The 20799-nt window shown below is 73.7% G+C and carries 16 protein-coding genes; 5 read left to right on the forward strand and 11 right to left on the reverse strand.

Annotated elements, in window-relative coordinates:
* Positions 1-625: 625 nt before the first annotated feature.
* From ACZ3J7_RS26585 to ACZ3J7_RS26610, 6 genes are all read right to left on the reverse strand, one after another.
* Complete coding sequence (locus ACZ3J7_RS26585) at positions 626-1672, reverse strand: hypothetical protein (RefSeq protein ID WP_465625439.1); 1047 nt, start codon at positions 1670-1672, stop codon at positions 626-628.
* A 356-nt stretch (positions 1673-2028) separates the two neighbouring features.
* Positions 2029-3099: a polyprenyl synthetase family protein gene (locus tag ACZ3J7_RS26590; protein WP_465625441.1), complete on the reverse strand. Its 1071-nt coding sequence runs from the start codon at positions 3097-3099 to the stop codon at positions 2029-2031.
* Between the two features lie 28 nt (positions 3100-3127).
* Complete coding sequence (locus tag ACZ3J7_RS26595; RefSeq protein WP_465625443.1) at positions 3128-4093, reverse strand: terpene synthase family protein; 966 nt, start codon at positions 4091-4093, stop codon at positions 3128-3130.
* Between the two features lie 10 nt (positions 4094-4103).
* Positions 4104-5168: a polyprenyl synthetase family protein gene (locus ACZ3J7_RS26600; RefSeq protein WP_465625445.1), complete on the reverse strand. Its 1065-nt coding sequence runs from the start codon at positions 5166-5168 to the stop codon at positions 4104-4106.
* Entirely contained in the window at positions 5165-6022 is an 858-nt protein-coding gene (locus tag ACZ3J7_RS26605) for an SAM-dependent methyltransferase (RefSeq protein WP_465625447.1), read from the reverse strand. The genes ACZ3J7_RS26600 and ACZ3J7_RS26605 overlap by 4 nt, the downstream gene beginning before the upstream one ends.
* A 739-nt stretch (positions 6023-6761) precedes the next feature.
* Complete coding sequence (locus tag ACZ3J7_RS26610) at positions 6762-7805, reverse strand: FUSC family protein (protein WP_465625449.1); 1044 nt, start codon at positions 7803-7805, stop codon at positions 6762-6764.
* 171 nt (positions 7806-7976) lie between these two features.
* On the opposite strand from ACZ3J7_RS26610, the gene ACZ3J7_RS26615 reads away from it, so the two are divergent.
* The 3 genes from ACZ3J7_RS26615 to zwf are packed head-to-tail and all read left to right on the forward strand — an operon-like array spanning position 7977 to position 11820.
* Positions 7977-8888: an aldose 1-epimerase family protein gene (locus tag ACZ3J7_RS26615; protein ID WP_465625451.1), complete on the forward strand. Its 912-nt coding sequence runs from the start codon at positions 7977-7979 to the stop codon at positions 8886-8888.
* 27 nt (positions 8889-8915) lie between these two features.
* Positions 8916-10355: a sugar porter family MFS transporter gene (locus tag ACZ3J7_RS26620; RefSeq protein WP_465625452.1), complete on the forward strand. Its 1440-nt coding sequence runs from the start codon at positions 8916-8918 to the stop codon at positions 10353-10355.
* A gap of 46 nt (positions 10356-10401) precedes the next feature.
* Positions 10402-11820 (forward strand): glucose-6-phosphate dehydrogenase, encoded by a 1419-nt coding sequence (gene zwf / locus ACZ3J7_RS26625; protein ID WP_465625454.1) that lies wholly within the window; start codon positions 10402-10404, stop codon positions 11818-11820.
* A 320-nt stretch (positions 11821-12140) separates the two neighbouring features.
* Here zwf and ACZ3J7_RS26630 read toward each other — a convergent pair whose 3' ends face one another.
* The 4 genes from ACZ3J7_RS26630 to ACZ3J7_RS26645 all read right to left on the reverse strand — a co-directional run bounded on the left by ACZ3J7_RS26630 (position 12141) and on the right by ACZ3J7_RS26645 (position 16124).
* Complete coding sequence (locus ACZ3J7_RS26630) at positions 12141-13358, reverse strand: beta-ketoacyl-[acyl-carrier-protein] synthase family protein (protein ID WP_465625455.1); 1218 nt, start codon at positions 13356-13358, stop codon at positions 12141-12143.
* Positions 13358-13618, reverse strand: a complete 261-nt coding sequence (locus ACZ3J7_RS26635; RefSeq protein WP_465625457.1) for an acyl carrier protein — start codon at positions 13616-13618, stop codon at positions 13358-13360. Before ACZ3J7_RS26635 ends, ACZ3J7_RS26630 begins: the two co-directional genes overlap by 1 nt.
* Positions 13588-14700 carry a beta-ketoacyl-ACP synthase III gene (locus tag ACZ3J7_RS26640; RefSeq protein WP_465625505.1) on the reverse strand — a complete coding sequence of 371 codons (1113 nt, stop codon included), beginning with the start codon at positions 14698-14700 and terminating at the stop codon, positions 13588-13590. The genes ACZ3J7_RS26635 and ACZ3J7_RS26640 overlap by 31 nt, the downstream gene beginning before the upstream one ends.
* Positions 14701-15146: 446 nt before the next feature.
* Complete coding sequence (locus ACZ3J7_RS26645; protein WP_465625459.1) at positions 15147-16124, reverse strand: hypothetical protein; 978 nt, start codon at positions 16122-16124, stop codon at positions 15147-15149.
* A gap of 370 nt (positions 16125-16494) precedes the next feature.
* Between ACZ3J7_RS26645 and ACZ3J7_RS26650 the strand changes: the two genes are divergently transcribed.
* Positions 16495-17451 (forward strand): acyltransferase domain-containing protein, encoded by a 957-nt coding sequence (locus tag ACZ3J7_RS26650; RefSeq protein WP_465625460.1) that lies wholly within the window; start codon positions 16495-16497, stop codon positions 17449-17451.
* 116 nt (positions 17452-17567) lie between these two features.
* Here ACZ3J7_RS26650 and ACZ3J7_RS26655 read toward each other — a convergent pair whose 3' ends face one another.
* Positions 17568-18587 carry a 3-oxoacyl-ACP synthase III family protein gene (locus ACZ3J7_RS26655; RefSeq protein WP_465625462.1) on the reverse strand — a complete coding sequence of 340 codons (1020 nt, stop codon included), beginning with the start codon at positions 18585-18587 and terminating at the stop codon, positions 17568-17570.
* A 307-nt stretch (positions 18588-18894) separates the two neighbouring features.
* Here ACZ3J7_RS26655 and ACZ3J7_RS26660 point away from each other — a divergent pair, with 307 nt between their 5' ends.
* Positions 18895-20781 carry an acyl-CoA dehydrogenase family protein gene (locus ACZ3J7_RS26660; protein ID WP_465625464.1) on the forward strand — a complete coding sequence of 629 codons (1887 nt, stop codon included), beginning with the start codon at positions 18895-18897 and terminating at the stop codon, positions 20779-20781.
* The last annotated feature ends 18 nt before the right edge of the window (positions 20782-20799 follow it).

The following is a 20799-nucleotide window of genomic DNA, read 5'->3' on the forward strand; positions in this document are numbered from 1 at the left end:
GCCAGGACCCCTGCACCGGCGAACGTTGCCGGCAAGGGACTGGAGGGCAGTCGCGGTCGACCTCCCGTTTCCCGTCTACGGGCATGTTTTGCAGGATCCGGGTGGGTGAATGCTGACCTTTTGTCGACTTCACTGACCACCCGTCAGCTTCCTGCGAGGCCCCGCCAGGCCAGGTGGCAGGCCCACCGGAAGACTGATCGGACCGGCGCACGGGCGATCGAACCTGCGACTTCCCGGCCACCCCTGCGCGCCCTACGGGAATGGACACCCGGACTCCGCCCCACCAGAGGCGCGCACAGCCGCGGCGCGTCCGCTCCACGACGTTCCCGACCCACCGCGGCGTCGCCGAGATCAAGAGCAATCTGGCGCCCGAGCCCCTTACCAGCTGCCGAAAGACGGCCACCGCCAAGAGGGACAGGATGGAAAGGGCAGCCACCATGCTTCCGTCCTCGTCCGAACGACTTTGCCTCAAGCCGGTTATCAATGGTCAGCCCCGGGCGATCTCCAGCGATCGCTGCACAACGCAGGATCGGTTCGGGAAGCGCGCACCACCGCGCCCGCATCACGCATCGCCACCCTGTCTCGGCCAAGAGGCCAAGTCAACGGCTATGTGCGGAAACGGAGTTCAGGTGTCGGCGCGAGCGCAGGTGCTCACGTCGCTGGTGAAGCGCTGGTGGACGACGCTGACGGATCCGAGGCCCGAGAGCACCGCGACCAGGTCGGCGAGCTGGACGCCCGGGCGGGACACCGATCCCGTGGGCGGGCCCAGGAGAGCGATCGTCGCGGCCGGCGCCAGGTCGGCGGGCCGCAGGTCGGCGAGCGTACGGACGCCGACCGCGTTCCTCGCCCGGGGCGGGACCGGCGGCGCCCCCGGGACGGACAGGACGAGGTCGCTGTTGTGGACGGCGACTTGGAGGGCGTGGCGGTTGTCAGTGCTGCGGTAGCACCACTGGTCGGGGTGCTGGCCCCGCAGCGAGGGGAAGCGCTCCCGCAGGACGGCGACGATGCGGTCGGCGCCGCGGGTGTCGGTGCACGGCGCCAGCACGAACGCGAGATCGTGCGCACCGCTGACGGAGAGCCGCACGGCTGTCTCCACGTCAGGCACCGGGACCAGTCCCCTCCCTGCTCCGAGGCCGTCGGTTCGGCCGAGGGGCGCCCCGACCACCAGGACCGTCCGCCGCTCCGCCCGATGGCCGAGGACTGTTGCCCGCACGCTCGCACGATGGCAGCAGTCGTCCCCGTCCGGCACCGGAGGCTGCTGCGTCCCCGCCCCGGGCACGGCGCCGATGGTGCGGTCGCACTGGGGAGTGAACAGCGGCACGACGAGTCGACGGGTGCGCAGGCAGGCGCTCCAGGTGGAGACGGCCGTCGTGGCCGCCTCCACGAGGAGCAGCGGCGCGAGGACGGCGATCCCCGCCGTCCGGCCGTCGGAATCCGTGTGGGTGGTGGTGACGAGCCTGCCCGTGTGTGCTCCGGCCCCCTTGGTGACTTCCCGCCTGCTGACGGAGTCGACGATCCTGTTCGGCATCCCCCACCTGTCCAGCCACGCGGAGACCAGGGGCGCGGAGGGACACTGCACCGGGCCGCGCTCGGGGTGGTCGAAGGAGGACGGTACGAGGAGGCCCTCATCGGCCAGGGCCGGGAAGCGTTCGGTGAGCCGCGAGCTGTGCATGCGTCCCTCCCAGGACAACTCATCGGTGGATCTCTCTGTCCCTTCCCCTGCCCCGGACCTGTCACGGGTGACGGTCCCTCGCCCGAGCAGACCGCTGCTGCGGATCGGCTCCCCGAGCGCGCGCCTTCGCCGCGCGGGGTCCTGCCAACGACAGCGCTCGGTGTCCGGGACGGGGGAAGTTCGTCTCCCGTTCGGGGCGCGTCGCGAATCGGTTGGGGGCGCGAAGGAGCGTTCACCGGGCTTCCTCTGCAAGGACGGCGCGAGCCGGGATCCTTGCGCGCCGGGGGCACGGCGAAACGGTCCACATGCGAACGGCGCTGATTGCAGGTCACCTTCTGGATACCGCTCCGATCGGTTCAGGGGCTGATCTGAACCATCAGATCGGCAAGGTGCCTCAGGGTTCGGGCGGGGCCGTCCTGGCAGGAGGCGAGTTCCAGGTGGTGGAGTGCTTCGGCGAGGTGGTGCCGCAGCCGGTGTGCGGCCCAGGATCGGGCGCCGGTGTCCTGGATCAGCTGTGCCATGACGGCCGGGTCACCGTCGGGGGCGCCGGGTTCGTAGAACCGGGCCAGCCGGCCTCCGCCGGGGGTCCCGGAGGCCAGGGCGGCGATGACCGGCAGGGTTTTCTTGCGGCGGGCCAGATCGGCGTACGCGGACTTGCCCGTGGCCTGGGGGTCCGCCCAGATGCCGTGCAGGTCGTTGGCGATCTGCCAGGCCAGGCCCAGGCCGCGGCCGAAGTCTCCGAGGCTGCGGGCCCGGTCCGGGGTGGCGCCGCCGAGCAGCGCGCCGAGTTCGGTCGAGCAGCCGACCAGCGCGGCGGTCTTGTCGGCGGCCATGGACAGGTATTCGTCGACGGTGACGTCGGTGCGGTGTTCGAAGTCGACGTCGGCGGCCTGGCCCTGGCACAGCTGGACGCCGGTGGTGGCCAGCCGGGCGGCGCCGGTCGGACTGTGTTCCGCCAGGGCCTGGAGGGCCAGGGCTTGGAGGGCGTCGCCGGCCAGGACCGCCTGGGCGGTGCCGAACACCGTCCAGGCGGTCGGGCGGTGCCGGCGAGCACGGTCGTCGTCGATGACGTCGTCGTGCAGCAGCGAGTAGTTGTGGAGCAGCTCCACCGCGACCGCCGCCGGCAGCGCGTCCTCGGCCCGGCCGCCGACGGCTCGGGCGGACAGCAGCGCCAGTGCCGGGCGGACCGCTTTGCCGGGGCTGTGCTGGGTGGGGGCGCCGTCGGCGTCGCACCAGCCGAAGTGGTAGGCGCAGATGCGGCGCAGCGGGTCCGGCATCCGATCGACGGCCGCGCGCAGTGTCGGGTCGATCAGTTCCCGGCTCCAGTGCAGGGCGGCGCGGACCGCATCGGCAGCATCAGAGCTGTCGGGCGGATCGGCGTCGTCGTGGTCGTGTCCGGCGGCGGTGCCGGGGGGTTTGCCGGGCATCGGGTCTGTCACCTCGCATTTTCGTGCGTCAAGTCTTCGTGGTTGTTCGGGAGTCGGCGCCGGTCTCCGGGGTGTAGCGGCCGGTGTGGGTGAACCAGCGCAGGGATCCCTCCAGGAAGTCGCGGGCGGTGGCGAGGTACCTGCACACCGCCTGGTGTTCCTGGCTGTCCGGTCGGGCGCGTTGCTCCCAGGCCCGTGCGGTGGTGTCGAAGTCGCGCAGCCGACTGTCCCGCATCGCGATGACCTGGTGGCGGGCCGCCGTGTGGTCCAGGCCGTGTTCGCGGGCCAGGACGTCGATCAGGGTGCCGTGGCCGCGTGCGGCTTCGACACGGGCGGAGACCAGGTCGTTGGACCAGGCCAGGACGTCGGCCAGCGCGGCGCGCAGCTCGGCGGCCGGCCCGTCCCGCCGAGCTGCCGGCAGCGGGGTGCCGGCCAGCTGTTCGGCGAGGTCGAGGCTGGGCAGGGCGACGACGGTGTGGCGGCGCAGCCGCAGGTAGGCCGCCACGGTGACGTCTTCGCCGCTGTCCCGCAGCGCGGCCTCCCGGACGGCGGCGTCGGCGTAGTCGCGGAAGTCGGCGCGGAAGCGGTCGCGCCAGTCCGGTGGGGCCGGGGTGGCGACCTGCTGCCACAGGTCGGCCAGGGCGCTGACAGTCGCGGCCGCGTGCTGGTCCGGTGCGCTCCCGCAGTGGGCTGCGGTCGTGGTGCCGGTTTCGGGATCGGCGTCCAGCACCTTGATCAAGGGGCTGATCAGCTGGGTGGTCCGGTCCGCGTGGCAGGGAGCGGCCGGGTCGGGAGCGGTGCGGTCCATCAGGTCGTCGAGCGCGATGATCAGCGCCGCCCATGTGGCCATCGGTGGTTGGTCACTGCTCCGGGGCGGGAGCACCGACTCGACGAACAGATCCAGCCGCATCGCGGTCAGCCGGGCGGCTTGGGCACCGGGTTCCACCAGGCGGTGGCGCAGGGCCCAGGCGACCGCTGCGCGGGCTGCCGTCATCACGGGCTCCTCAGCGGGTGCGGACCTGGCGGGTCACGGTGAAGTGGAGGAGGTCGGCCAGATCGGCGTGGACGTCGGGCGGCAGGGCGGTCTCGTCCAGCGCGGCCAGGGCCAGGCCGAGCTGCTGGGCGATGACGCGTTCGGTGGCGGCCCGGCCGCCGAGTTCTTCCAGCAGGTCGGCGGTCTCGGCCAGGTCGGCTTCGGCGGGCTCCGGCCGGGCCATCAGGGCTTTGAGCCGTTCGACGCCGGGGCGTGCGGATTGGCTGGCGGTGATGACCGGCAGGGTGTTCTTGCGCTGCCGCAGGTCCTGCCGACCCGGCTTGCCGACCAGCGCCTCGTCGCCCCAGATGTTCTCCAGGTCGTTGGTGGCCTGCCAGGCGGCGCCGGCGTGGTGCGCGGCGCGGCGCAGTACCCGGCCCATCTCGGCGTTGCCGTCGACGAGTTGGACGGCGATGACAGCCGCTGTGCCCAGCAGTGCGCCGCCCTTGGCCTTGCAGACGGTGAGGTAGTCGGCCAGGACGATGTCGGCGGCCGGAGTGCGGTCGAAGGCTGGTTCGCTGGCGACGGAGGCGATGAGGTGGGCCGTTGTCGTGCTGAGTTCGGCGACGGCCGGGGCGATCGCGCGGGCCGGGGCGTGGCGGCAGAGGGTGTCGAAGGCGGCGGTCAGCAGGGCGTCGCCGGCCAGGATCGCCGGGCCGGTGCCGTAGACGGTCCAGGCGGCCGGGCGGGCGCGGCGGACCTGGTCGCCGTCGATGATGTCGTCGTGCAGGATGGTGAAGCTGTGCAGCAGCTCCATGGCCACGGCCACCGGGAGCGCGGCCTGCGGGTCGGCGCCGTGGGCCTCGGCCGCGAGCATGGCCATGCAGGCCTGCAGGGTGCGGCTGCCCCGGCCGGCGGTCGGCGTTCCGTCGGTCTCCCACCAGCCGTACAGGTGCCCGCAGATGCGGGCCAGGTCGGGCTGGAGTTCGGCGACGGCCTGTTCCAGGGCGGGGCGGACGTAGGCGCGGGCCCGGTCGACGACGGCCGGTGCGGGTGCGGCGGTGCCCGGGCCCGGGAGCATCCGGGCGGTGTTCACCGGGCGGCCCCCTTGCGGGCGGCGATGCGGATGTAGTTGACGCGGTTGCTGCGGTAGCCGTTGAGGTAGTGCTTCTCGATGCCGGTGGCCAGCTCGGAGTGGGCGCGGATCTCCCAGTAGGGGGTGGCGGCCTTGGTGAGGTCGTCGACCTGGTAGGGCATCAGGCCGGCGGCCATGAGGGAGCGCAGGTACTCGGCGCGGCTGTGGGTCCGGCAGACGTAGTGCTCGTCGATTCTCGCGGCCTCGACCGGGTCCTCGGCGACGGCCTCGTTGACGCACCAGGTCATCAGCACGTAGCGGCCGCCGGGCTTGAGCAGGCGGGCGAATTCGGCGAACGCCTCGGGCAGGTCGACGTACATGGTGGTCTCGTTGGTGACCACGGCGTCGAAGGCGCCGTCGTCGAATCCGGTGTCGGTCATGTTCCTCAGGTGGAAGCGCACCTGGTCGGCGACGCCGTGCTTCTTGGCCTGGGCGCGGGAGAATTTGGTCTGGTAGTCGCAGAAGTTGACGCCGTCGACGTCGCACCCCAGCGCCTGGTGCAGCAGGATCGCGGTGCCGCCGCGGCCGGAGCCGCCGTCCAGGACGCGGGCGCCCGGCGGGAGCGGGGCGAGCAGGTCGACCAGGTTGCCGACCTGCCGGGTCTCCATGCGGTGCAGCTCCTTGGCGATGGCCCGCTCCCGGGCCGTGCCGGACAGTTCCAGGACGGTGCGGTCGAAGTCGCCGGTGGCGAAGTGGTGGTGGTAGTAGCCGTCGGCGTGACCGAGCTCGAGGTTGATGGGGTCCTCCTGCTTGGCCTCGTAGAAGGCCAGGACGTCGGCCTCGAAGGCGCTGCGGGTCAGGGCGTTGGAGGGCACGGCGGGTCTCCTGCCTGTTCGTGGGTGGCGTGGTGCGATGGTGTGGGGTCGCGGTGAAGGACGCTGGTCCGACTCGACACGGCAGGAGTAGCCGCAGATCGACCGCACCGAATTTCCTCGCGATCACCATGGCGATTCCACTGCTTCTCAGAAATCCGACACCCGGGCATTTTCCGCCCGGGATCGGCATTGACCACCTCTGGATAATCTCAAGGCGCATCGCCGCTTGCTATATGCGGCGACCTAGGTTCACGTTGAATCCCCATGGGCGCTGAAAACCATCCCGGTCGGTCCCGCCTCGATTGTGCGCGCCAAGTGGCGCTGAGTCCGTTTCTGGACGGGCCGACGTCGCTCGTTCGTGCACACAGAGTTACTCGGGTCGACCTGCATGTCGTGTGCATAGTGACGCCAGGACACGGAACTGATGCCGTACGCAACGGACTTGTCCGACGGACAGTGGGCCCTGGTCGAGCAGCTGGTCACCGCCTGGGAGCAGGAGCGGCTGTCGCGGTCGGCAACCCGGGCTCCTGCGATCTGCGCGAGGTCGTGAACGCCCTGCTCCACCGGAACCGGACGGGATGTCAGCGGCGGCTTCTCCCACACGACCTACCGCCCTGGCCCACCCCCTGGCAGCGGCAACCCGTAGCGCACCAAGGATCCTCATCAGACTTCCAGCCGTGGTCCGCGACGGCCGCCCGCGGCCCGAGCCGCCGGGGCCGCCGGGAGGCACTCGCGGCCGTCAGAACACAGGCGGAGCCTGCGGCGCGTCCGGGGCCCGGGTGTCGACGGCCGTCGCGGCGGCGTCCACGGCGACCCCGACCACCACCAGCAGGTCGCGCACCGCCAGGCGCACCGCCTCGGTCGGCGGGCCCTGCTGCGGCGGTGCCTGGGCCGCCGCGGCGAGCGCGCCCCGCACGCAGTCCTCCCGGGCGGCCCGTCCCGGCTCCGCCGCCGCGTACGCCGACAGGGTCCGGGCCAGGGCGTCCACCACGGGCAGCAGGGCCTGCCGGTCCGGCCCCTCGGCGTCGGCGGTGAACCGGGCCAGGGTGAAGCAGCTGTGGGTGAGCACCCCCAGCCGCAGGGCCGCGCCGCTCGACGCCCGGACCGAGTGCCGCTGCCGCCGCCAGCGGGGCGTGCGCCGGGCCACCTCGACCATGTCGGTCCTGGCCCGGTCCACGTCCGTCAGCAGGCGGTACAGCGCGTGCGACTCCAGCGGCAGCAGCAGGTCCGGGTCGCCCGCGTCGGCCCGCGCGCCGAGCCGCAGCAGGCCCGCCAGCCCGCGGAAGGTCTCCGCCTCGGCGGCCCGGAGCAGCTTCAACGGGTGGGCGGGGAAGAGCAGTTGGCTGAACACCAGGGCGACGCCGGCCCCGACCAGCACGTCCAGGACCCGGTCGATCCCGGCCTCCCGGCCGGAGGCGAGCGCGATCACCGCACTGGCCGCGGCCTGGGCCATCGTCACCCGCTCGCCGTCCAGCGCGAGCGTCACCAGCAGGGAGAGCAGCACCGCGCAGCCCACCGCGAGGGCCCCGTAGTGGTGGCCGAACAGCGTGTACGCGCCCTGGCCGATCAGTACGCCCCCCACCACGCCGAGCACCACCCGGACCGCGTTGGTGCCCCGGCCGCCCAGCGGGGTGTTCAGCGCCACCACTGCCGCCATCGGGGCGAACAGCGGCAGGTGGTGGTCGAACAGCATCCTCGCCACCCACCAGGCCAGGGCGCACGCCACCGCCTGCTGGAGCACCGGCCACAACTGCCCGCGCATCCGCTGCCGCACCCCGCCCACGACGCCCCTCCAGACCCACCGCCCCGTCCCGGTGCGGGGAACCGGACAGGTCCCGCGTCCGCCGCCGGCCCACACCCGGTGGGGACCGGTCGGGCCAAGGGGTTCACTCGACCCGGGGGCCGCTCGGACGAGCAGGTCGTGTCGTGGCGGGCACCGGCTATCCATCCAGCCATGAGCACAGAGACCAGCGGGGCGCAGTACCGCCTCGTGGCCGGCGACTTCCATGCCACCGTCACCGAATCGGGCGCCGGGCTGCGCGAGCTCCTGCACCGGGGGGAGCCGCTGCTGCTCTCCTACGGACCCGACGAGCCCGCCCCGGCGGCGTTCGGGCAGCTGCTGATCCCGTGGCCCAACCGGGTCCGGGACGGCCGCTACGCCTTCGACGGGCGGACGTACCAGCTCGACCTGTCGGAGCCGGAGCTCGGCAACGCGATCCACGGGCTCACCCGGTGGGCGCCCTGGCAGGTCGCCGAGCAGGGGCCCGACCGGGTCACCCTGACCCACCGGCTGACCGGCTCCACCGGCTACCCGTTCCGCCTCGACCTGACCGCCGCCTACGCCCTGGACGCCGGCACCGGCCTCACCGTCCGCCTCACCGCCCGGAACACCGGCACCCGGACCGCTCCCTACGCGCACGGCATGCACCCGTACCTGACCGTCGGCGAGGCCGTCGACGACTGCGAGCTGCACCTGCCCGGGCGCCGGTTCCAACCCGTGGACGAGCGGATGCTCCCCGACGGGCCGACCCAGCCGGTGGCCGGCACCCCCTACGACTTCACCGCGCCGCGGAAGATCGGCGACCTGCCGATCGACCGCGCCTTCACCGACCTGGAACGCGACGGCGACGGCCGCGCCTGGGTCCGGCTGGCCGGCTCCCGGCGCGCCGTGCGCTTCTGGTCCGACCGCTCCCAGCCGTGGCTGGAGGTGTACACGGCCGACAACGTGCCGGACGACCGGTGGCGACGCGGCCTGGGCGTGGAGCCGATGACCGGCCCGCCCGACGCGTTCGCCAGCGGCACCGACCTGATCCGGCTCGCGCCCGGCGAGTCGTACACCGGCTCCTGGGGAGTCCTGCCCGGCTGACCGGCCGGGCCCGCAGAAAGGGCACACATGGTTCAGGGCTTCTCCCGGGAACCCGGCACGCACGGGCCGCTCACTGCGGTCCCGCCGGCCGGCCTCCGGAAGATCCAGTGGTGGGCCGCCGCGATCGCGGTCGGCGGCTTCCTGTTCGGCTTCGACACCGGCGTGGTGTCCGGGGCCCTGCTGTACGTCCGCGACGACTTCCACCTGAACTCCTTCGAGCAGGGCAGCGTGGTCAGCGTCCTGCTGATCGGCTCGGTGATCGGCGCGCTGGGCGCGGGCCGGCTCGCCGACCGGTGGGGGCGGCGCCGGCTGCTCGGCGTGGTCGGCGTGGTGTTCCTGGTCGGCACCGCGATCGCGGTGTTCTCCACCGGCTACGCGATGCTGCTGGTGGCCCGGATCGTGCTGGGCCTCGCGGTGGGCACCGCCTCCGCGCTGGTCCCGGTCTACCTGTCGGAGATCTCGCCGACCTCGATCCGGGGCCGGCTGCTGACCCTCAACCAACTGATGATCACCATCGGCATCCTGGTCGCGTACCTGGTGAACCTGGCCTTCTCCAGCGGCGGCCGGTGGCGGGAGATGTTCGCCTGCGGCGCAGTGCCCGCGCTGGTCCTGGTGGCCGCCGCGCTGTGGTTCCTGCCGGAGTCCCCGCAGTGGCAGATCGCTCGCGGGCGGATCGAACAGGCCAGGGCCGCGATCGCCCGGGTGACCGACGCCGACACCGCCGACCAGGTGGTCGAACTGGCCCGGCGGCGGATCACCGAGGAACGGGCCAAGCAGGCGGCCGGCGACGGCGGACAGGGGCTGCGGGCCCCGGACGTGCGCCCCGCGCTGGTCGTCGGCCTGACCCTGGCCGCCGTCCAGCAGTTCGGCGGCATCAACACGATCATCTACTACGCGCCGACCATCATCGAGCAGACCGGCCTGAACGCCTCCAACTCGATCTTCTACTCGGTGGCGATCGGCGTGATCAACCTGCTGATGACCCTGGTGGCGATCCGGCTGGTCGACCGGGTCGGCCGCCGCCCGCTGGTCCTGGTCTCGCTGGCCGCGATGGCGGCCTCGGTGTTCCTGCTCGGCCTGGCCTTCGTCGCGCACCTGGCCTCCGGGCTGACCCTGCTGTTCATGGTGGTCTACATCGCCGCGTTCGCCGGCGGTCTGGGCCCGGTGTTCTGGACCCTGATCGGCGAGATCTTCCCGCCCGCCGTGCGGGCCGCCGGCTCCAGCGCCTCCACCGCCGTCAACTGGGTGTCCAACTTCGTCGTCAGCCTGGCCTTCCTGCCGCTGGCCAACAGCCTCGGCCAGGGCCAGACCTTCTGGATCTTCGCCGCGATCTGCGCCGCGGCCTTCGTCTTCGTTCAGCGCTACCTGCCCGAGACCCGCGGCCGGGACAGCGAGCAGATCCAGGACGACCTGGCCCACCGCTTCGGCCACGACGACGAAGCGCCCGTCCCGGCGGAACGGCACTGACCCCCTCCCCCGCGCCCGCCGGCCCGATCAGAACGGACCCGTCCGCATGACCACCACCGCACTGCCCCCTTCCCGGCTCGAACCCTCCGACGTCCTGGTGCTCTACGGCATCACCGGCGACCTCGCCCGCAAGATGCTGCTGCCCGCGCTCTACCAGCTCAGCGCCGCCGGGCGGCTCCCCTGCCCGGTGGTCGGCGTCGCCGTCGGCGACTGGGACGACGAGCGGCTGCGCCGGCACGCCCGCGCGGCCGTCGAGGCCACCGGCACCACCGTCGACGAGCAGGTGTTCGGTCGGTTCGCCGCCGGACTGTCCATCGTCACCGGCGACTTCGCCGAGGACGCGACCTTCGAGCGGCTCAAGGAGGCCCTGGCCGGGCGCGGCTTCGCCACCCACTACCTGGCGATCCCGCCGGGCCTGTTCACCACCGTCGCCGCGGCCCTCGCCCGGGCCGGACTGAACCGCGACGCCCGCCTCGTCGTCGAGAAGCCCTTCGGCCACGACTCCGCCTCCGCCCGCGAGCTCCAGCGGGAGCTGGGCCGGTACTTCGACGACGACCACCTGCTGCGGGTCGACCACTTCCTCGGCAACGCCGCCGTGGAGTCGCTCATGGTGGCCCGCTTCGCCAACACCCTGCTCGCCCCGATCTGGCACCGCTCCTACGTCGACAACGTGCAGATCAGCCTCGCCGAGGACTTCGACGTCGCCGACCGCGGCTCGTTCTACGACGCCGTCGGCTGCCTGCGCGACGTCGTCCAGAACCACCTGCTGCAGGTCCTCGCGCTGCTCGCCATGGACCCGCCCAGCACCGACAACTACGCCGCCCAGGGCCTGGAGAAGTGGCGGGTCCTGCACTCCGTCCGCCCGATGGACCCGGCCGCCACGGTGCGCGGCCAGTACGAGGGTTACCTCGACGTACCCGGGGTGAAGCCGGACTCCGTCACCGAGACCTACTTCGCCACCACCCTGTACGTCGACAACTGGCGCTGGGCCGGCGTCCCCTTCCACCTGCGCAGCGGCAAATCGCTGGCCGTCTCGGCGACCGAGGTGGTGGTCGAGCTCCGCCGGCCGCCGCTGGAGCTCTTCCGCGGCCAGGACGGCCCCGCACCGCCCAACCTGGTCCGGTTCCGGATCGACGGCGACACGGGCATCCGCGCCGACCTGCTGGTCGCCAAGGGCACGGACGGCCACGGGCCGGTCCGGGTGCCGATCGGCGTCGACTACACCGAACTCTTCGGCCGCCTCGAACAGCCCTACGAGACGATCCTGGGCGGGGCGGTCAGTGGCGACCCCGAGCCGTTCGCCTTCTACCCCGCCGTCCTGGAGTGCTGGCGGATCGTCGATCCCGTCCTCGACCCGGCCGACCCGCCACTGCGCTACCGCTCCGGCAGCTGGGGCCCAGAGCCCGCCGCGGAGCTCCCCGGCCCCGCGGGCTGGCACCCGCTCGGCCGCACCCTGTTCGACTGAGACCGGGACCGGGGCCGACGCGCCCGGCAAGCGTGCGCACGCCCGCGCCATCCACCGCCACGCGGGCAACCTCGCCGCCGGCAGCGCCGCGACGCCGCAGAACATCAGGTCAACGGCGCCGGGACGTGGCCGGCCCTCGACTCCTGGCCCGCCGGGGCTCGCCCCGCCCCCGGCGATCGCCCCGCCCCCCACCACCGACGGTGTCCGCTACCTCCGACCGCATGCCGCGCCGATACGACGGTCCGAGCATGCCCGCCGAGCGACGGCCGCCCACCTCACCTGCGAAAACGGCCCCCTGCCTCTGCTCGGGGAATCGCTTCTCAGGGCCGGGCGAGGGCGAGGACGGTGTTGTGACCGCCGAAGCCGAGCGAGTGGCTGAGGGCCAGGCGGACGGGTTGCGGGCGGGGCGCGCCGGTGACCAGGTCGAGGCCTTCGGTGCCTTCGTCGGGGGCGGTGTGGTTGGCGGTGGGCGGGACGGTGCCGTGGACGAGTGTCAGCACCGTGAGCGCGGCCTCGATCGCGCCGGCCGCGCCCATGGTGTGGCCCAGCACGCCCTTGGCGGAGGTGACGGTCGGGCCCCGGCTTCCGTACAGGCCGCGGATCACCGCGGCCTCGGCCGCGTCGTTGAGCGGGGTGCTGGTGCCGTGCGCGTTGACGTGGTCGACGTCGGCGGGGTCCGCGCCGGCCATGGCCAGGGCGGCGGCGGTCGCGGCGCGCAGGCCCGCGCCCTGCGGGTGCGGGGCGGTGGGGTGGTGGGCGTCGCTGGTCGAGCCGTGGCCGGCCAGCAGGGCCAGCGGGCGCACGCCACGGGCCGCGGCATGGGCCCGGCGTTCCAGCACCAGGACGCCGCTGCCCTCGGCGATCACGAAGCCGTCCCGGTCCCGGTCGAAGGGGCGGGAGGCGGCGGCCGGGTCGTCCAGCCGGCGCGACAGGGCGCCCATCTTGTCGAACGCGGCCGTGCACAGCGGCGTCGCCATGGCGTCGGTGCCGCCCGCGACGGCGATGTCGCAGGCCCCCGCCGCCAGCAGCAGGGCGGCGGTGATGATCGCCGTCGCGCCCGAGGCGCACGCCGTGGAGGTCTGCAACGAGGGCCCGGTGGCGCCGAGTTCCAGGGCGAGGTGCCCGGCGGCCATGTTCGGCAGGAAGGCCGGCAGGGTCATCGGGGACAGCTTCTCGCGACCGCCCGCGAGCAGCCGGGCGTGCTGGGTCTCCAGGGTTCCGACGCCGCCGGCCGCGGTGCCGACGACGACCGCGACCCGGCTCGGGTCCCAGGTGTCCCGGTCCAGCCGGGCGGCGGTCAGCGCCTGGTGGGCGGCGGACAGCAGGAAGACGGTGCTGCGGTCGAAGCGCCACAGCCGGCCGGCGGCGGGGCCCGCAGGCGGCGGCACCCGGCAGGCCAGGTACCCGGGCTCGTCGTCCGGCCCCGGCTCCGCTCGGGCCGTGGAGCGGCCCGCGCGCAGCGCCCTCCAGGTGGCGTCGGTGTCGGGGCCGCCCGGGGTGACCAGGCCGAGGCCGGTGACGGCGATCTCCCGGTCCATCAGCGGTCGGCCGCCTCGGTCTGCTGCGCCAGTAGGTGCCGCAGGGTGTCGTCGAGTTCGCCGACGGTCAGTTCGCCGGTGGCTCCGGAGTCGTCGAGCGGCACGCCCAGCTCCTCCTGGAGGGTGACGAAGAGTTCGACGACGGCGAGGGAGTCCAGGTCGAGCTCGCCCAGCGTGGTGTCGGGGGTGATCCGTTCGACGGGGACCTCGAACTTGCCGGTGAGGGCCGTCACGAGGTGGGAGTGGAGGCGGTGCTCCATCGGTGGCTCCTTGACAGGTCGGAGGTGCACAGCGGGGAGGTGTTCAGCTCGGTGGCCGGCGGCTCGCTGCCGGGGACGGCGGCGGGCCAGGTGAGGGCGACGGAGGCCCAGGTGAGGCCGCCGCCGAAGGCGGTGAGCAGGGTGCGCCGACCGGGTTCGACGGCCTGGTGGACGTCGGGGTCGGCCAGGACCAGCGGAATGGACGCGGCGGCGGTGTTGCCGACTTCCCGGATGTTGCCGAACCGGTGCGCGGGGTCGATGCCGAGCCGGTCGGCCACCGAGTCGAGGATGCGCTGGTTGGCCTGGTGGCCGACGAACGCGCGGACCGAGTCGGCGCTCCAGCCCGCCCGGTCCAGGACGGTGGTGGCGGAGGCGGTCATCCGCCGGACGGCGTGGGCGTAGACCGTCCTGCCCTCCATCGTGAACCAGTGCGCGCCGGCCTCGGGCGCGGGCAGGTGGCGCGGGTGCCGGGAGCCTCCGCCCGGCACGGTGATCAGGTGCCGGCCGCTGCCGTCCGCGCCGAGGTCGACGGCGACGATGGCTCCCGGCTCGTCCGGGGTGCCGGCCCGCAGCAGTGCGGCGCCGGCACCGTCGCCGAAGATCGGCGCGGTGGCGCGGTCGGTCGGGTCGAGGATCGAGGTGTACGTCTCGGCGCCGATCACCAGCGGCCTGCGGCACGCTCCGCTGCGGACCATCGCGTCGGCGGTCGCCAGCGCGTACAGGAAGCCCGAGCAGACGGCCGACAGGTCGAACGCCGGGATGGTTCCCAGGCCGAGCCGGTGCGCCACCTCGGGCGCGGTCGCCGGGCAGGGGTGGTCGGGAGTGGTGGTGGCGAGCACCAGCAGGTCGGGCGCGGGACCGGCGGCGGAACCGAGTGCGGCCCGGCCCGCCGCCACCGCGAGGTCGCCGGTGCTGGTGCCGGGGTCGGCGTAGCGGCGGCGGACGATGCCGGTGCGCTCGCGGATCCAGGTGTCGTCGGTGCGCAGGGCGCCGCGCGCGACGACGGCGTCGTTGTCGACGATCCGGTCGGGCAGGCAGGCCCCGAGGCCGGCTATGACGCTGACGGTGCCATCGGGCTGCATCACGGTCCTTTCCGCTGGAGGGGCCGAGTGGGCGTGGGGAGGACTCCGAATCCGGTGGCGGATCGGTGGCCGGGAACGGCTGGAACACCCTCCACTGTGAGCCCGGTCCGGCCCGTCGGACCGGCTTCGGGCGGTCTCCGTCATTGAAAGCGGGGTCCTGTTGAAAGCTCGCCGGGCGCGCGGCTACGGCCTCGCCGAACCCGCGACCCCGGTCTCCGGGCGCTTGGTGGCGGCCAGCCTCGCCCGGCAGGACGCCGCACTCGTATCGGCCGGGTGTCCGTCTGCGCGCCGACGGCGCGGTCGGCGTCGGCGTACGGCGGCCTCACCTCAGGCAGGGGCACCGGAACGCCCTGGGCCGGCATCGACGTCACCGAGGGGATGTCGCCGTCCGCTCGAAGCGGATGGTGCTGCTTCGAGCGGACGGCGACGGTGCGGGGCCCGGCGGTTCAGGCCCGGGCGGCGCGCTCCAGCAGGTCGCGGACGGCGGGCTGCGCGGCTTGGGGGCGTAGACGGGTCCGCATGGCGGTGAACGCCTGCTCGACCCGGGCGCTGGCCAGGCCGGGGCGCAGGTCGAGGAAGTCGTTCCAGGTGGCGGCGGCCTCGGTGAGCCGCCCGGTGCGTTCCAGCAAGGCGGCGAGGTCGGCGAGGACGACGGCCTGGGAGCGGGCCTCCAGCGGCGGGCGGTGCGGCAGCGAGTTCTGGAGGGCGCTCACCGCGCCGGCCTCGTCGCCGAGGAACTCGCGGACCATGGCCTGCTGGTGGAGCAGCATGGCTTGGTGGAAGGCGCCGACCGCGGCGTCGGCGGGGCCGGTGGCCCGGTCCATGAAGTGCTCGGCCGCGGTGAGTGCCCGCAGGGCGTCGTGCCGGGCGCCGGTGTGGGCCAGTGCGACGGCCAGTTGGCCGAGCAGGAAGGATTGTTGGCCCGCGGGCGCGGCGCAGTCGGCGGCGGCCCGGGCCAGGTCCAGGGCGCGGGGACCGTCGCCGAGCGTGAGGGCGTGGACGGACATGCCACGCAGCACCAGGGCGCGGTCGGCGGGTACCCCGCCGAGGACGGCGAGCCGCAGCGCGGCCGCGTAGTACTGCTGGGCGGGCTGCTGCCGGCCGTCGTCGATGTGCATGAAGGCGCACAGGTAGGCGAGTTGTGCGGCGGTGCGGTACATCCGCAGCCGTACGGCGTCCGGGCCGGGCCTGCGCAGGCAGGGCAGGATCTCGCGGGCCAGGTAGGCGGCGATCTGGCGGCGGCCTGGGCCGCCGCCGTGGGCGGCGTCGGATCGGTGGAAGGCGAGCAGGGCGGCTTCGGCACGCTCGACGTCGCCGGCGTCGAGTGGCGCGGGGCCGGCCGGCGGCGGGGCGCCGGTCGGCGCGGTGGTCGGGACGGGGAGGGAGGTGCGGGGTGCTGGTGGGCGATGGCTCTCCAGATCCATGTGATCACATCTCTCGTGAAAAAACGTTTTTCCAACTGCCTTCAAGGAAAAGGCAGTCCGTTTTCGGCGCACTGTACGCCAAAGTCATGGGGGCGAGTCCGCCGATCGCTTGGGAAGCAGGGGGCACGGGGGCATTGGCGGCGGCTGGGGAGCACATGGGGCGCGCAACAAACCTCGCGCGCCCTCCCTGCCCAGGCGAGCGGCACGGAGCCGGAGGAAGTCGCGAACAGGGGCGGTGCCGGTTTCAGCATCGCGCCCGTTTCAGCGCTCCGCCCGCCGCTACACCTCGTCTCCGAAAGGTGGAGCGGACAGCCTCAGATCGCGAGCACTCGTTCGTCCGCTACCGCCCCTCGACGCGCCGGAGGCATCGATGTCCGAATCCGTCCATCTGTTCCCAGGCCAGGGGGACTTCCCCGTCGGGCTGTTCCACCAGGCGCTCGGCGAGTACCCGGCGCTGCGCGCGGCCGCGGCCGCGGTCTTCGGGGAGATCGACCGTGAGGCCGCCGACCGCGGTGTTCCCCCGCTGGCGCCCTGGCTGCTCGGGTCGACGGCGCCGAGCGGGCGCGAACTCGCCCAAGCCCCCACCGGTACGCAGCAGCTCACCGTGTTCGGGACCGCGGTGAGCTGCCATCGGGCCCTGATCGCGGAGGGTGGCACGCCGGGGGCGGTACTGGGTTTCAGCTTCGGTGAGATCGCCGCCCTCACCGCGGTCGGGGCGTGGAGCGTCTGCGACGGGGCGGCCGCCGCGTTCGCGCTGGCTCAGGTCCTGGCCTCCGCGCCGGGCGGCCTCACTCTGGTCGGCTGCTCCGAGTCCGACGCCCTGCGGCTGATCGCCGGCCCCGGCACCGCCGGTCTGGCGCTGGCCTGCGTCAACTCGCCCACGGAGTGCGTGCTCTCCGGCCCGGTCGACGAACTCGCCGAGGTGGAGCGGCGGGCCCTGCGCACCGGGACGGAGGCGGTGCGCCTGCGGCTGCCCTTCAACTCCCACCACCCGTCGCTGGAGCGGCAGGCCGAACGGTTCGCCGCAGCGCTGCGGGCCCGGCCGCCGGGTGCCTCCCGCCTTCCCGTCTACTCGGCCGTCGCCCGTCGCCGTTACGGTCCCGACGACGACTTGCCCGCCCGCCTCGCCGACTGCCTGATCCGCTCCGCCCACCTGCCCGGCACGCTCGCCGTACTGGCCGCAGACGGTTTCCGGGACTTCACCGAGGTCGGACCGGGCAGCGCTTTGGCCCGCAACGCGGCCGAATGCCTGTGCGGTAACGGCGGGGCCGAGATCCGCACCACCTCGGGCGCTTTGGCGGAAGGGCGAACTGCGGCGAACCGCTGAGCCCCCCGAGGGTCGGATACTCGGCCGATCGGCGAAGTCGTCGGCCCCGGGCCGGCGCCTGCTCTCCTGCGCGGCCGTCCCGTCGTTCGGCTGGTGTGCCGGGCAGCGGTGTCAGGTCACCGCCCGGGGCCGGACCACTGCAGGAGGGCGCTGCCCCAGGTCATTCCGGCACCGAAGACGGTGAGCAGGACGCGGTCGCCCGGGTGCAGGCGGCCCTCGGCGTCGGCACGGGCCAGGGCGTAGGGGGCGCTGGCGGCGCCGATGTTGCCGACCAGGTCGCCGACGATCGGCATCCGCTGGGCGATGCCGAGTTCGGCCGCGAGTTCGCGCAGCAGCACGGGGTTGGGCTGGTGGGTGACGAAGTGGTCGATGTCGGCCAGCCGCAGGCCGCTGCGTTCCAGGGTGCCGGCGACCAGTTCGGGGAACGAGGAGCGGATGAAGCGGCTGATGGTCCGTCCGTCCATGTGGATGCGGTGGCCGCCGTCGTGCACGCTCTGCTCGTCGGCGGGCCGCCGGCTGCCACCGGCCGGGATCAGCACCCGGTCCGCGAGGGTGCCGTCCGAGCCGAGCCGGAAGTGGCTGAAGCCACCGGGCGCCTCGACCGGGCCCAGGACGGTGGCGGCCGCGCCGTCGGCGAACAGCACCGCCGTGCCCCGGTCGGCGGGGTCGACGAACTTCGAGTACGCCTCCACCCCGACCACGGCCGCCAGACCGGGCCGCTCCTCCGAGGACAGCCAGTCGCAGGCGACCTTCGCCGCGAACAGCCAGCCCGAGCAGGCCGCGGAGACGTCGAAGGCCACGGCGTTCTTCGCACCGAGGAGGTCCTGGACCCGGCAGGCCGTGGCCGGGCCGAGCTCGTCCGGGGTGGAGGTCGCGCAGACGACCAGCCGCAGGTCCTCGGGGGTGGCACCGGCGGCTCGCAGGGCGTCGCGGACCGCCGCGGCGGCCAGGTCGGAGGCGGCCTGGTCCGGGGCCGCGTAGTGGCGTCGGCTCACTCCGGTGCGCTCCAGGATCCAGTCGGCGCTGACGCCCGCGCTTCGGCCGACGTCCTCGTTCGACCGCACGGCGGACGGAATGTAGCTGCCGGTGCCCAGGACGCCGATCGGGGTGGCCAGGTGGTGCGGGGAGAGAGTCATGGGAGGTGCCTCCAGGGGTGGGGCGGACAGGAGGGGGCGGGAGCACGCGGTTCGCCCGTACTTCCGATTCACTGCCGGATCTGCGCCGCGGCCAAGGGATTCAGGCGACGAGTGCGTTGAAATCACGACGGCACTGAAAACGGCGCCAACCGGAAAGGCCGCCCGGGGCGGGGTTTTCAGCAGCGGTGGCGATTCAACGCGACCGGAGGCGACCGCTCGGGACAGGTGCGCCGGGGCGGGACTTGAATCGAAGGCGAAAGCGACCGTGCCGTGCACCGGCGCGGCGCCCCGACTCCTGGAGGCTGCCTTGTCCGAGCCCACCCTGGTTCCCGCCCTGGCCGAGCTGCTGCGCGGCGGACCCACCCGTGACCACCACCGGATCGCCGCCGCCGTGATGGCCGACGAGGTCTTCCGGCCCCGCACCGGCCTGTCCCTGGAGGAGACCTGCCGCCTCGCCTACGCCCGCACCAGGAGGGTGAGCGAACTCCTGCCCGAGGGCACCAACCTGGCGCGGGACCCGGAGCTGATGTTCGCGCTGATCAGCGCGGCGGCCGTGGTGGACCCGTCGTTCGCCGTCATCATGATCATCCACCACGGGCTGGCGCTGTCCTTCCTGGAGGACCTCGCCCCCGACTCCCCCGATCTCGCCGAGGCGCGCGACGCGCTGGCCTCCGCCCGCGCCATCGGCCACCTGCTGGTGACCGAACTCGGCAGCGGCAACAGCCAGCTGAGCGTTCGAACCACCGTCACCCACGACCCGGCGACCGGCGGTTTCCTCCTGCACACCCCGGACGACGCCGCGCAGAAGTTCATGGGCAACATCGGCATGCCCGGCCTGCGCCGCCTGGCGATCGTCAACGCCAGGCTGATCGTCGGCGGCCTGGACCGCGGCGCGTTCTCCTTCCTGGTCGAGCTCGAGGACGAGGACGGCATCCGCCCCGGCGTGGAGATCGCCACCGTTCCCGCCGACGTCGTCCCGCTGGACTACGCGCTGGCCCGGTTCGACCACGTCCGCCTGCCGTACTCGGCCTGGCTCGGCGACGGCGCGTCCGTCGACGCCGACGGCACCTTCCACGACCCGCACGAGGGCGACCGCCGGCTGGCCCGCTCGCTGACCGCCGTGCAGAACGTCTGGGCGGGCATGACCGGCGCGCTCGCCCAGGTCACCCGCACCAGCGCCGCCACCGCGCTGCACCTGGCGACCCGGCGCACCACGCTGGCCCGGATCGGCACCGCCCGGCCGCTGATCGACCACCTCTCCCAGCAGCGGCCGCTGTTCTCCTGCCTGGCCACCGCCCTGGCCGTCAGCTGCCGCGCCCACCAGGCCCAGGCCGAACGGAGTGCCCTGATCGCCTCCTGGCGTCAGGGACGGTCCGCCGACCTCACCCCCACCGGCACCATGACCTGGGCCCCCTGGGCCGACATCAACGCCTCGCTCGCCCTGACCAAGGCGATGACCGCGTGGGCCACCGAGGCCACCACCGCCGAGTGCCGGCTGCGCTGCGGCGTGCTCGGCGCGCTCTCCGCCAGCCGCTTCCTCTCCTACCAGGGCCTGGGGCACATGCTCAACGCCGGCGGCGGCGACAACCTGCTGATCGTGATGGACGTGGCCCGGGCCATCGTCGGCGCCACACCCGACCAGGACACCGAGCCCGTGGAACGCGTCTCGACCACGGACAACGCCTCCGCCCGCCCGGTCGACGACCCCCGCCTGCTGGCGGACCTGCTCGCCGTCCAGGAACGCACCATGGCGTTGGAGATCCGCCGGGAGGTCGCCGCCGCCGAGGCCGCCGGCACCGAGGCGTTCGACGCCTGGAACCCGCACACGGCCGCGCTGCGCACCCTCGGCGAGACGCACGGGCAGCGGCAGATACTCGCCGCCACCTTCGCCGCCGTCGAAGGGCTCCCGGACGGCCCGGCCCGGACGGCGGCGCAGGACCTGACCGCCGTGTACGCGCTCGACGAGCTGCGCCGCCGCACCCCCTGGCTGGTCGCCCGGGGCCTGCTCACGCCCGCGCAGGTCGGCGCGATCGAGCCCGCCCTGGACTCCCTGGCCGGCCGGCTCACCCCGCACGCCGCCCAGTTGGCCGAGGCGTTCTCCGAGCTCGTCGAACTCTCCGGTTCCCCGCTCGCCGGCGCCGACTACGTCAGCACCATCGTCAAGTCGCCCTCCCGGCACTTCCGCTCCCGGTAGTGCCGCAACGCGAGCTCC

It is taken from the genome of Kitasatospora sp. NPDC015121 (assembly GCF_055562955.1).